Annotated in this window: 11 protein-coding genes; 10 read left to right on the forward strand and 1 reads right to left on the reverse strand. The window is 64.7% G+C overall.

Annotated elements, in window-relative coordinates; translation table 11 throughout:
• The first annotated feature begins 187 nt into the window (after positions 1 to 187).
• The 7 genes from EN859_RS25025 to EN859_RS25055 all read left to right on the forward strand — a co-directional run bounded on the left by EN859_RS25025 (position 188) and on the right by EN859_RS25055 (position 8,580).
• Positions 188 to 1,249: a sugar ABC transporter substrate-binding protein gene (locus EN859_RS25025; protein WP_127855485.1), complete on the forward strand. Its 1,062-nt coding sequence runs from the start codon at positions 188 to 190 to the stop codon at positions 1,247 to 1,249.
• 152 nt (positions 1,250 to 1,401) lie between these two features.
• Positions 1,402 to 2,238 (forward strand): ATP-binding cassette domain-containing protein, encoded by an 837-nt coding sequence (locus EN859_RS25030; protein ID WP_127855486.1) that lies wholly within the window; start codon positions 1,402 to 1,404, stop codon positions 2,236 to 2,238.
• Positions 2,235 to 3,494: a sugar ABC transporter permease gene (locus EN859_RS25035; RefSeq protein ID WP_127855487.1), complete on the forward strand. Its 1,260-nt coding sequence runs from the start codon at positions 2,235 to 2,237 to the stop codon at positions 3,492 to 3,494. Before EN859_RS25030 ends, EN859_RS25035 begins: the two co-directional genes overlap by 4 nt.
• A 78-nt stretch (positions 3,495 to 3,572) precedes the next feature.
• Positions 3,573 to 4,301 carry an SDR family oxidoreductase gene (locus tag EN859_RS25040; RefSeq protein WP_127855488.1) on the forward strand — a complete coding sequence of 243 codons (729 nt, stop codon included), beginning with the start codon at positions 3,573 to 3,575 and terminating at the stop codon, positions 4,299 to 4,301.
• A 103-nt stretch (positions 4,302 to 4,404) separates the two neighbouring features.
• Complete coding sequence (locus EN859_RS25045; protein WP_127855489.1) at positions 4,405 to 6,015, forward strand: FGGY-family carbohydrate kinase; 1,611 nt, start codon at positions 4,405 to 4,407, stop codon at positions 6,013 to 6,015.
• A gap of 412 nt (positions 6,016 to 6,427) precedes the next feature.
• Positions 6,428 to 7,819, forward strand: coding sequence for a nodulation protein NfeD (locus tag EN859_RS25050; RefSeq protein ID WP_127855490.1), 1,392 nt, complete (start codon positions 6,428 to 6,430; stop codon positions 7,817 to 7,819).
• The gene (locus tag EN859_RS25055) at positions 7,816 to 8,580 is read left to right on the forward strand and encodes a slipin family protein (protein WP_127855491.1); all 765 of its coding nucleotides are present in this window, start codon (positions 7,816 to 7,818) and stop codon (positions 8,578 to 8,580) included. Before EN859_RS25050 ends, EN859_RS25055 begins: the two co-directional genes overlap by 4 nt.
• Positions 8,581 to 8,701: 121 nt before the next feature.
• On the opposite strand, the gene EN859_RS25060 is transcribed toward EN859_RS25055, so the two are convergent.
• Positions 8,702 to 9,628 carry a LysR family transcriptional regulator gene (locus tag EN859_RS25060; RefSeq protein WP_127855492.1) on the reverse strand — a complete coding sequence of 309 codons (927 nt, stop codon included), beginning with the start codon at positions 9,626 to 9,628 and terminating at the stop codon, positions 8,702 to 8,704.
• A gap of 114 nt (positions 9,629 to 9,742) precedes the next feature.
• Here EN859_RS25060 and EN859_RS25065 point away from each other — a divergent pair, with 114 nt between their 5' ends.
• The 3 genes from EN859_RS25065 to EN859_RS25075 all read left to right on the forward strand — a co-directional run bounded on the left by EN859_RS25065 (position 9,743) and on the right by EN859_RS25075 (position 11,966).
• Positions 9,743 to 10,753 (forward strand): NAD(P)-dependent alcohol dehydrogenase, encoded by a 1,011-nt coding sequence (locus EN859_RS25065; RefSeq protein WP_127855493.1) that lies wholly within the window; start codon positions 9,743 to 9,745, stop codon positions 10,751 to 10,753.
• A gap of 117 nt (positions 10,754 to 10,870) precedes the next feature.
• On the forward strand, positions 10,871 to 11,440 hold the full coding sequence (locus EN859_RS25070) for a TetR/AcrR family transcriptional regulator (protein ID WP_210237721.1): 570 nt from the start codon (positions 10,871 to 10,873) through the stop codon (positions 11,438 to 11,440).
• 112 nt (positions 11,441 to 11,552) lie between these two features.
• Entirely contained in the window at positions 11,553 to 11,966 is a 414-nt protein-coding gene (locus tag EN859_RS25075) for a nuclear transport factor 2 family protein (RefSeq protein ID WP_127855495.1), read from the forward strand.
• The last annotated feature ends 366 nt before the right edge of the window (positions 11,967 to 12,332 follow it).

Below are 12,332 nucleotides of genomic sequence, written 5' to 3' on the forward strand. Positions count from 1 at the left end.
CAGCAATATCAAGAGGATAGGGGCTCGCACAGACTTGTGAACAAAACTGGCGATCCAGGCGGATCCACGAGATGTCGCGAGCCGTTACTCCTCTCAACTGTCAGACTGGCGGTCAAGGGCCTTGCGCGCGGCCAAGCGTGCTTCGAGACCGGATCGTTCAACCATTCCTCGAAACGGAGATATTCGAATGACCAGATTTGCGTGGAAATCGACGGGTGCAATTGCGCTCGCACTCTCTCTTCTCGGTGGCACCGCGGCCTTTGCCGACACGGTCACCGACGCCACTGTCGCCTTCCTGATGCCCGACCAGGCCTCGACCCGCTATGAGGAGCATGACTATCCGGGCTTTGTCGCCGAGATGAAGAAGCTCTGTCCCGGCTGCAAGGTGGTCTACCAGAATGCCGATGCCGATGCCTCGCGCCAGCAACAGCAGTTCAACTCCGTCATCTCGCAGGGCGCCAAGGCGATCGTGCTCGACCCGGTCGACTCGACCGCGGCGGCCTCGCTGGTCAAGCTGGCGCAGAGCCAGGGCATCAAAGTGATCGCCTATGACCGACCGGTTCCAAGCACGCCGGCCGATTTCTACGTCTCGTTCAACAATGAGGGCATCGGCAAGGCGATCGCCGATTCGCTTGTCGAGAACCTCAAGGCGATGAAGGTCAACCCTGCCAATGGCGGCGTGCTGCAGATCAACGGTTCGCCGACCGACGCGGCGGCCGGGCTGATCAAGAAGGGCATCCACGAAGGCCTCGACAACAGCGGCTACAAGATCCTGGCCGAGTTCGACACGCCGGAATGGGCGCCGCCGAAGGCACAGCAATGGGCGAGCGGCCAGATCACCCGCTTCGGGCCGAAGATCCTCGGCGTCGTCGCCGCCAATGACGGCACCGGCGGCGGTGCGGTCGCGGCCTTCAAGGCGGCCGGTGTCGATCCGGTGCCGCCGGTCACCGGCAATGACGCGACAATCGCGGCCTTGCAGCTGATCATCGCCGGCGACCTGTACAACACCATCTCCAAGCCGAGCGAGATCGTTGCGGCGGCGGCCGCCAATGTCGCCGTCAAGCTGCTGTCAGGCGAGACGCCGAAGGCCGAAATGACGCTCTATGATACGCCCTCGCAGCTGTTCACGCCGGCGGTGGTGACGCAGGAAAACCTCAAGGCCGAGATCATCGACAAGAAGATCAACACGGCCGCGGAGCTTTGCGTCGACCGCTATGCCGAAGGCTGCAAGAAGCTCGGCATCGAGTAATCGCCGGACCATGATCCCAACCAGACCATGATCCCAAAACAGGGAACCAGGTTTTGGAAAGATCATGGTCAAACAAACGACATCCGGCCGCCCTTGCGGCGGCCGGGCGTTCGCAGTCAGATGACCGGTCATCCAGAAGAAAGGTTGCCATCATGACGGACACCCCTGAGGGACCGGTTTCGGCGGGCGAGCTGGTGCTCAGCCTGCGCGGAATCTCGAAGCATTTCGGCGCCGTTTCGGCACTGACCGACATCGACCTCGATGTGCATGCGGGTGAGGTGGTGGCGCTTGTCGGCGACAACGGCGCCGGCAAATCGACGCTGGTCAAGATCCTGGCCGGCGTCCATCAGCCAAGCTCGGGCACCATCACCTTCCGCGGCAAGCCGGTCACGATGCCTGACCCCAGTGCCGCGCTGACGCTCGGCATCGCCACCGTCTTCCAGGATCTGGCGCTGTGCGAAAACCTCGACGTGGTCGCCAATATCTTCCTCGGCAACGAGCTCAATCCGCTGCAGCTGGACGAGGTGGCGATGGAGATCCGCGCCTGGACGCTGCTCAACGAATTGTCGGCGCGCATCCCGAGCGTGCGCGAGGCGGTCGCCTCGCTGTCGGGCGGCCAGCGCCAGACTGTCGCCATTGCCCGCTCGCTGCTGCTCGAACCGAAGCTTATCCTGCTTGACGAGCCGACCGCGGCACTCGGCGTCGCCCAGACGGCGGAAGTGCTGAACCTCATCGACCGCGTCCGCGACCGCGGCCTCGCCGTCGTCATGATCAGCCACAACATGGAGGACGTGCGCGCCGTCGCCGACCGGATCGTCGTGCTGCGGCTTGGCCGCAACAACGGCGTCTTCGATCCCGATGCCTCGAACCAGGAGCTGGTCAGCGCCATCACCGGCGCCTCGAACAACGCCGTCTCCCGCCGCGCCGAACGGCGCCGTGCAGAACGCGAGCAGATTGGGCGCGGGCAAACGCAGGAGCAGCGGCCATGACGTCAGAGATCAAGCACGACACATCGGCTTCGACGGCGCTGGACCGCAGCGACGTGCGCGTCAAGCATGCCACCGGGGTCAGCGGCAGGATCAGCGCCTTCCTCGACCGCGTGCGTTCGGGCGACCTCGGCTCGCTGCCGGTCATCGTCGGACTGGTGATCATCTGGACCGTGTTCACCAGCCTCAACCCGATCTTCGTCTCGAGCAGCAACCTGGTCAATCTGCTCTTCGACTGCTCGACGGTGGGCGTGATTTCGCTCGGCATCGTCTGCGTGCTGATGGTCGGCGAGATCGACCTTTCGGTCGGCTCGATCAGCGGTTTTGCCTCGGCGCTTGTCGGCACGCTTTGGGTCAACCAGGGCTGGCCGGTCGCGCTCGCCATCCTCGCAGCCGTCGCTTTCGGCGGGCTGATCGGCTCGCTCTACGCATTGCTGTTCAACCGGCTCGGCATGCCGAGCTTCGTCTCGACGCTGGCCGGCCTGCTGGCCGTGCTCGGCATGCAGCTCTACATCCTCGGCTCCACCGGCTCGATCAATCTTCCCTATGGCTCGAACCTGGTGAATTTCGGCCAGCTGCTGGTCATGCCGGACTGGGTCTCCTATGGGCTGGCAGCGCTTCCGGGCATCGTCATGTTGGTCACCGGCCTGCGCACCGTCAACCGCCGCCGCGCGGTCAATCTGTCGGCGCGCTCGGTCAGTGGCCTGATCGTGCGCGCGCTGGCCATCACCATCCTGTTGGAACTGATCATCGCCTATCTCAACCAGTCGCGCGGCATCCCGTGGATGTTCGGCCTTTTTGTCGGACTGGTCGTGGCGATGAACTATGCGCTGACCCGCACCAAATGGGGCCGCTCGATGACCGCCGTCGGCGGCAATCGCGAAGCGGCGCGTCGTGCCGGTATCAAGGTGCGCTCCATCTATCTCAGCGCCTTCGTGCTGTGCTCGATGTTCGCAGCACTCGGCGGCGTGCTTTCGGCCGCGCGCCTGGCGTCGGCAAGCCAGCAGGCCGGCACTGGCGACGTCAACCTCAACGCCATTGCGGCGGCCGTCATCGGCGGCACCAGCCTGTTCGGCGGCCGCGGCAGCGCCTATTCCGCGCTGCTCGGCATAATCGTCATCCAGTCGATCGCCAGCGGACTGACGCTGCTCGATCTGTCGTCATCGCTCCGTTACATGATCACCGGCGCCGTTCTTGCGATCGCGGTGATCGTCGACTCCCTGGCGCGCCGCTCGCGGGTTTCCCATGGCCGAGCCTGAACCGATCAACGAGAGCATGATCCCGAAAAGTGGGAACCGGTTTTCGGACAAGATCATGCTCAAACAGGAAATATAGAAATGGCTCAGGAACTGATTGGAAAAGTCGCGGCAATCACCGGCGCCGCGTCGGGCATCGGCCTCGAATGTGCCAGGGCGCTTATCGCCGCCGGCGCTCGCGTCGTGCTCGTCGACCGCGCGGGGGACAGGCTGAAAGAGGTCTGCGCCGAACTCGGTCCAAACGCGATCCCGCTGGTGATCGACCTCACCGATCCGGCTGATGTCGCCGGCATGATGCCGCAGATCCTGGAGAAGGAAGGCCAGCTCGACATCTTCCATGCCAATGCCGGTTCCTATATCGGCGGCGAAGTAATCGATGGCGATCCAGATGCATGGGACCGCATGCTGAACCTAAACATCAACTCTGTGTTCCGGTCCATCCACGCCGTTCTGCCGCACATGGTCGAGCGCAAGATCGGCGACATCATCGTCACCAGTTCGATAGCCGGGCTTGTTCCGGTCGTCTGGGAGCCGATCTACACGGCCTCCAAGCATGCCGTGCAGGCCTTCGTCCATACGGTCCGCCGGCAGGTCGCCAAGCATGGCCTGCGCGTTGGCGCCGTGGCTCCGGGACCTGTCGTGACGGCCCTCATCAGCGATTGGCCGAAGGAGAAGCTCGATGAAGAGCTGGCGGCCGGAGGATTGATGCAACCGGCCGAGGTCGCTGAAGCGGTGCTGTTTATGCTCACGCGCCCGAGGAACATCACCATTCGGGATCTGGTTATCCTGCCGCAGAGCAATGATCTGTGAGGTGAATGGTGAATGGTGAATGGTGAATTATATTTCTTCACGAGCCAAAGCTCACAATTATATCCATTCACCATTCACCACCAACACCATGTGAGGCTCATCCATGCCCTCCCACTATCTCGGGATCGACGTCGGCACTGGCAGCGCCAGGGCAGGGGTGTTCGACGCCGAAGGCACCTTGCTGGCTTCCGCCAAGCGCGACATCGCCTTGTTTATCGAGCCGGGCGAGATCGCCGAGCAGTCGAGCCAGGATATCTGGCGCGCCGTGTGCGCCAGCGTGCGCGAGGCGGTGGCGAAGTCCGGGCTCGGGCCGCGCGACATTGCCGGCATCGGCTTCGATGCCACTTGCTCGCTGGTCTTGGTCGGGCAGGGCGGCACGCCTTTGCCGGTCGGCCGCTCGGGCGACAGCCAGCGCAACATCATCGTCTGGATGGACCACCGCGCCCTCGACCAGGCCCGGCGCATCAATGCCGGCAAGTATGCCGTGCTCGACTATGTCGGCGGCACGATTTCTCCGGAGATGGAGACCCCCAAGCTGCTCTGGCTCAAGGAGAACCTGCCGGAAAGCTTTGCCGCGGCCGAGCATTTCTTCGACCTCACCGACTACCTGACCTGGCGGGCAACCGGAAGCCTGGCGCGCTCGATCTGCACGCTGACCTGCAAATGGACCTATCTCGGCCATGAGCGGCGCTGGGACGAACAGTATTTTCGCGCCATCGGCCTCGGCGCGCTCGCCGACGAGGGCTTCACGCGGATCGGCACCGAAATCGTCGAGGGCGGCACCGCGCTTGCCGACGGCTTGACCGAGGCGGCCGCCGCCGAACTCGGCCTGCTGCCGGGAACGGCTGTCGCCGCCGGGCTGATCGACGCCCATGCCGGCGGCGTCGGCACCATCGGCAGCAAGGGTTCCGTCGGAACCTTGCAATCGAGAATGGCCTATGTCTTCGGCACCTCGGCCTGCACCATGGCGAGCACCAGCGAGCCGGCTTTCGTGCCCGGCGTCTGGGGCCCGTATTTCTCCTCGATGGTGCCGGGCCTATGGCTCAACGAGGGCGGTCAATCAGCGGCGGGCGCCGCGATCGAACACCTTGTCGGCTTCCACCCGGCCTCTGCCGAAGCAGCAGCACAGGCCGGCGCGCAAGGCATCAGTCTGGCAGCATGGCTTGGCCAGCAGGCAACGGTGGGTTCCGCCGACCTGTCCTCGGCGGCGCGCCTCGCCGAAGGGCTGCATGTCGTGCCGGAATTCCTCGGCAACCGCTCGCCCTTCGCCGATCCGCAGGCCAAGGGACTGATCGCCGGCCTCGGCATGGACAATTCTCTGGACAGTCTGGTCGCGCTCTATGTCGCCGGCCTGTGCGGGCTTGGCTATGGCGTGCGCCAGATCCTGGCGGCAATGGCCGGAAAGGGCGTCGTCATCGACACCATCGTCGTCAGCGGCGGCGCCGCGCAGAGTGAACTGGTGCGCCAGCTTCTGGCCGACACGACCGGCGTGACCGTGGCCGCATCGACCTCGCCCGAACCGGTGCTGCTCGGTTCGGCCATGCTTGGCGCGGTGGCCGCCGGGCGCTACCTCGACGTGATCCAGGCCATGACCGCCATGTCGCGCATGGGCGGGATCTATCGCCCGGCCGGCGGAGATCTGGGGCAAAGGCATGACAAGCGGTTCGCGGCGTTTGAATTGCTCCAGCAGGCAGGGCGCGCGATCCGCGAGTGAGGAGAAGGGGATACGACCGCGTCTTTCCAGCGCCACCGCCACTATGAAGTTGTTACCGTTTTCGCGAAAGCGGTAACAACTCGGCTTCAAGCTACTCCCATGACAATTTCATTGTCGGCGCCTGAACACCCCCTCTGTCCTGCCGGACATCTCCCCCGCAAGGGGGGAGATTGGCAGCTTCGTCGTCGCGCGCCCTTCTGGCGTTGGAGATTGGCGAAAATCCGAAGTGACATCCAATCTCCCCCCTTGCGGGCCAAGTGGGGGAGATGTCCGGCAGGACAGAGGGGGGCGGGATGGAACGCCGTCATCCGCCGCGCACGCGACACCGACATCCCGTCCCCTTTGCCCGCCGCCCCCCGCGTCATGGATTTCGGCAGGATCGGGCCCATATGTTGCATGTGGAGCTTTGAGCGTGAAACTTGCGCGTGTGGCCCTTGTTGCCGCGGCTTTCGTTGCTGCCGCTATCGTTTGGCCCTCTTTCGTAACCGAAGAGGCGAGCGGCCGGGAGCGGGTTGCGTTGCGCGTCGAGATAGACGGCGCCATCGGTCCGGCGAGTGCCATGCAGATCGAGGAAGCGCTGGCGGTGGCCGCAGAGCGCAACGCCGAGGTTCTCATCCTGCAGATGGACACGCCCGGCGGGCTGGTCACCAGCATGCGCGAGATCATCGCCGATATCCTGGCCTCGCCGGTTCCCGTCATCGGCTATGTCGCGCCCGCCGGCGGGCACGCGGCGAGCGCCGGGACCTATATCCTCTACGCGACCCATGTGGCGGCGATGGCGCCCGGCACCAATCTGGGCGCGGCAACGCCGATCGAGATGGGCGGGCCGCTGCCGTCCTTTCCCGGCGGCGACGACAAGAACAATGACGCCGGCAAGGACCAGAAGAACGCGCCTGCGGGCGATGCGATGATCGCCAAGGCGACGAACGACGCGGTTGCCCTGATCCGCAGCCTGGCTGAGCTGCGCGGGCGCAATGCCGAATGGGGTGAAAAGGCCGTGCGCGAAGCGGCCAGCCTGTCGGCCAGCGCGGCGTTGCAGGAGCGTGTCGTCGATTTCATCGCCCGCGACACCACCGAGCTGCTTCAGTTGGCCGACGGCCGCACGGTCGAGGTATCAGGCAGGAAACAGGCACTGGCGACGAAGGGGCTGCCGGTTGAAACGCTGGAGCCCGGCTGGCTCATCCAGCTTCTCGCCGTCATCACCGATCCGAACATCGCCGTCATCCTGATGCTGGTCGGCGTCTACGGTCTCGTCTTCGAGTTCATGAGCCCGGGCGCGGTCGCGCCCGGCGTGATCGGCACGATCTGCCTGCTGCTCGGCCTCTATGCGCTCAATCTCCTGCCGATCAGCTATGCCGGCCTTGCCTTGATGCTGCTTGGCATCGTCTTCCTCGTCGTCGAGGCCTTCAACCCCACCGTAGTGCTTGGGCTGGGAGGCGTGGCTGCCTTTCTGCTCGGCGCTGCCATGCTGCTCAGGATCGAGGGTCCCGGCTTCGAGATGTCGTGGGCCGTCATCGGCACGGCCGCCTTCCTGACGCTCGGCCTGGCGCTGCTGACCGGCAGCTATTTGTGGGCGGTCCGCAAGAACGTTCCGCGCGTTGGCGCACAGGCCATGCAAGGGCTTCCCGCCAAGGTCCTCGACTGGCAGGGCGGCGAGGGCCACGTGCTGGCCGGCGGCGAGCGCTGGCGGGCGAAGGCAGACGAACCGCTTGCAGTGGGCGACAGCGTCGAAGTGGCCGATGTCAGAGGCCTCGTGCTGACGATCCGGCGCCGCAATGTGGGAAACGATGGAGCAAGGCAATGATCATCGGTTATGTGGCCTATCTGGTAGCAGCGCTTGTCGTGGTCATGTTCCTGTCCGCGGCCATTCGCATCCTGAGGGAATATCAGCGCGGCGTGGTCTTCACGCTCGGCCGCTTCACCGGGGTCAAGGGACCCGGCCTCATCATCCTCATCCCCTTCGTGCAGCAGATGGTGAAGGTCGACCTTCGGGTGGTGGTGCAGGATGTGCCGCCGCAGGACGTGATCTCGCGCGACAACGTCTCGGTGAAGGTCAACGCGGTGCTGTATTTTCGCATCGTCGACGCCGAGCGGTCGGTGATCCAGGTCGAGGACTTCATGGCCGCGACCAACCAGCTGGCGCAGACCACGTTGCGCTCGGTGCTCGGCAAGCATGAGCTCGATGAGATGCTGGCCGAGCGCGACAAGCTCAATAGCGATATCCAGGAGATCCTCGATCAGCGGACCGATGCCTGGGGTATCAAGGTTTCCAATGTCGAGATCAAGCATGTCGACCTCAATGAGAGCATGATCCGCGCCATCGCCAAGCAGGCCGAGGCCGAACGGCTGCGGCGCGCCAAGGTGATCAACGCCGAGGGCGAACAGCAGGCGGCGGCAAAACTCGTCGAGGCCGGCAAGATGCTGGCCGAGGAGCCGCAGGCCATGCAGCTGCGCTACTTCGAGGCCCTGCAGAACGTCGCCGGCGAGCGCTCGTCGACGGTGGTGTTTCCTCTGCCGATGGACCTGCTCGGTCATCTCACCAAGCAGCCGGGTGAGGGGAGGTGAGGCACTGAAGCGGCCAATCTCCCCCACGAGGGGGGAGATTGGCCGTCATCCCGGCTTTTCGCTAATCACTAGCGTTGCAGGACAGAGTATTCAAGCGCGACCCAAGCCGCAGCTCCACCCCTCACCGCCACGGCGGCTCCGGAGCAAAGCACTTGCCGATCCAGTCGGCGAAGGCGCGCGTCTTGGCGGCTTGCCCCTTGGCCGAGGGCATGACGAGATAGACCGCGCCCTCGTCGGCAAGCGTCCAGTCCTGCAGCACGGGCACCAGCCGTCCGTCGGCGAGCTCGCGTCCGACCAGCCAGTCGGTGCTCATCATCAGCCCGACGCCCTGCACGGCGGCTTCGACCAGCACCTCGGCATCGTCGGTGACCAGCGGCCCGGAAACCTCGATACGAACGCGCCGACCCGTGCTGTCGGTCATCTCCCAAGCGGGAAAGGTCTGGAACCCGGTGAAGCCCAGGCAGCTATGCTCGGCAAGCACCTGCGGCGTGGTCGGCGTGCCCCTGCGGGCGAGGTAGGAGGGGGCGGCGCACAGCAGCCTGCGCCGCGTTGCCACCTTGCGCGCCACCAGGCGTGAATCCTCCAGCGCGCCGAGACGGACTGCGACATCGAAATTCTCGGCAACGAGGTCGACGAAACGGTTGGAGAACTCGGCCTCGATGCGAACGTCCGGAAATTCGGCGAGAAATTCTGGCAGCAACGGGCCAATCCACATGCGTCCGAACGATCCGGGCAGCGCCAGCCGCAGCACGCCGCGCGGCCCGCCGCCGGCATGCGCCGACGCGGCAGCCTCGGCCTCGTCGACCGCTGCCAGGATGGCGCGGACGCGAACGAGGAACTCGGCTCCTGCCTCGGTCAGCGACACGCTGCGCGTCGTGCGGTGCAGCAGCCTGACGCCGAGCCGCTCCTCCAGCGATGCAAGGCGCCGCGACAGGATCGTCGCGTCGCGCCCGACGCGCGCCGCCGCTTTGGTGAAGGAGCGTGCCTCGGCGATCGCCGCGAAGGCGGCCATCTCGGCCAATGCTGCCGGTTCATGGGATTGCTGCATGATGTGCAAAACTCAAATGTGAAAACAGAAGATTACGGAGAGTTAGCGCAGCAGCTAGTTTCACTCAATCCCATCTATTGGCCCTTCAATCGGCCGATCAACTGGAGTGAAACCATGAAAGCCATCGAACTGACTGCACCCAGGCTGGACGCCTTTCGCGCGGCCACCGTTGCCACACCCGAGCCGCAGCGCGGCGAAGTGCTGATCCGCCTGCGTGCCGCGAGCCTCAACTTCGTCGATGTCGCGGTGGCGAGCGGCAATTATCCCGGACCGAGCTTTCCGCTCATTCCGGTCGTCGATGGCGCCGGCGAGATCGTTGCGCTCGGCGAGGGCGTGTCGAGGCTTGCCGTCAACGACCGCGTCATCGCCCATGCCAAGCCGCGCTGGATCGGCGGCCGTCCGCGGCCCTACGAGATGACGCAGATGCGTGGCCTGACGCTGCCTGGGTCGCTCGCCGAATATGTCGCGCTGCCCGCCAATGCCGTGGTGCCGGTGCCGGCGCATTTGTCCTTCGAAGCGGCGGCGACGCTGCCGATCGCCGGCACCACCGCGTGGAACGCGATCCGCGCCGCCAATGTCGGGCCGGGATCGGTCGTCGTGCTGCTCGGCACCGGCGGCGTCTCGATCCTGACCCTGCAGCTTGCCAAGGCCGCCGGCGCCACCGTCATCATCACCTCGTCGTCGGACGAGAAGCTGGAGCGCGCCAGGGCGCTCGGCGCCAACCACCTGATCAATTACCGCACGACGCCGGACTGGGACGGCAAGGTGCTTGAGTTGACCGACGGCGTCGGCGCCGACCTGATCGTCGAGACCGGCGGTTCGGCCACCTTCGCCCGCGCGATCAACGCCACGGCACCCGGCGGCACGGTGTTCACCATCGGCTTTGTCACCGGCGCCGAGGCCACCGCCAACCTGCTGCCGATCATCATCAAGGCGCTCAGGGTGGTGGGCAACAACACCGGATCGGTGTCCGACCTGCGCGACGCCGCCCGCGCCATCGGCGCCGCCCGCATTGAGCCGGTAATCGACACGGTGTACAGCCAGGACCAGGCGGCCGAGGCCTACGCGCACATGGCAGCCGGCGGCCGGCATTTCGGCAAGCTGGCGTTTGCTTTGTCGTGGTGAGTGGCGAAAGCGGATGAGAGCGCAATCTCCCCATGGGGAGATCGGCAGCTTCAGCGCCGGTCGCAATTTTTGTTGACCTACGGGTACAGAATCGCTACCACCTCAACCATGGGAAGATTGAAGCAATTCGACCCCGAGGCCGCGGTGGCCGCCGCGACGGATCTGTTCTGGCGCCAGGGCTATGGCGCGACGACGCCGGCCGACCTCGTCGGGGCGCTCGGCATCGGCAAGGGCAGCCTCTATAATACCTTCGACAACAAGCGGGCGCTGTTCGGCGAGGCCTTGCGCCATTACGGCGAGGCGCGCGTGGCGGCCTTGGTTGCGGTGCTGAACCGGCCAGGACCGGCAAGGGCACGGCTGCAGGCAGCGCTTGAGCGGCTTGCCGCTCCGGAAACCGCCCATCTGCGGCGACGCGGCTGCATGGGAGTGAACACGGTGGCCGAACTTGGCGGGCGCGACGAGGCCGCCACCGCGATCGTGCATTCCATTTTCGAGCGCATGGAACGCGCGCTGCAGGCGGCGATCGAGGAGGGCCAGCGTAACGGCGAACTCGATGCCGGCCGCGACGCGCGGGAACTGGCCAGCCTGCTGATGACCACGATCCTCGGCATGACCGTGATCGCAAAAATGTCGGACCGGACCGAGCAATTGCACCGCGTCGTGCATGCCGTCATGTCGTTGATCTAGCCAGGAAAAACCATGATCAGGCGCCGGCAATCAGGCTCTTTCGTCACGACCAATTTTGTACCTTGAATTCAAGAATCCCGCCGTCCCCAAACCGCAACCTGGAGAAACCGTCATGACCTTGTCACTGCAGAAAATCGGCTCGGACGCTTCGAAGCTCGAGGCCAATAAAGCGACCGTTCGGGCCTTCTATGAAGCCGCCATCAACCGCACGGATTTCGAGGCCGCCTCGAAATTCCTCGGCAGCCGCTACGTCCAGCACAATCCCTTGATTGATGACGGCATCGAAGGCTTCAAGGCCTTCCTCGCTTTCCTGCGGGAAAACTTCCCCGGCCTGCGCGCCGAGGTCAAGCGGGTCTTCGCTGATGGCGACTTCGTCGTCGCGCACACGCATGGCGTGCGCGTGCCCGGCGACCGCGGTTCGGCGATCGTCGACATCTTCCGGTTCGAGGACGGCAAGATCGTCGAGCACTGGGACGTCATCCAGCCGATCCCGGAACAGGCGCTCAACCAGAACGGGATGTTTTAGCTTGGAGTCCTTCGCCCCCTTTGCCCTGCCGGGCATCTCCCCCTCAAGGGGGGAGATTGGATATCACTTCGGCTTTCGCTAATCTCCAACATTGAAAAAGAGGCACTGCCAATGGAGCTGCCAATCTCCCCCCTTGAGGGGGAGATGTCCGGCAGGACAGAGGGGCGCTGTCCCATAGGCGCTAACTTAGGGGTGGACTGGTGGAATCGAGATGTGATTCCTCGGCTAGCCTGAATATCTCAAAGTGAGGGGTGCATCGGCCCCGAGAATCTGAGAAACTGCTTTTGCAACAAAGAGTTATCAGATCCAAGGACGGGGTCCGATGCAAACACACTGTATCTCTGACCAGCTCGAATTTGAAGGCTT

Origin of the sequence: Mesorhizobium sp. M00.F.Ca.ET.216.01.1.1 (genome assembly GCF_004010325.2) — a bacterium.
Classification (GTDB): Bacteria; Pseudomonadota; Alphaproteobacteria; order Rhizobiales; family Rhizobiaceae; genus Mesorhizobium.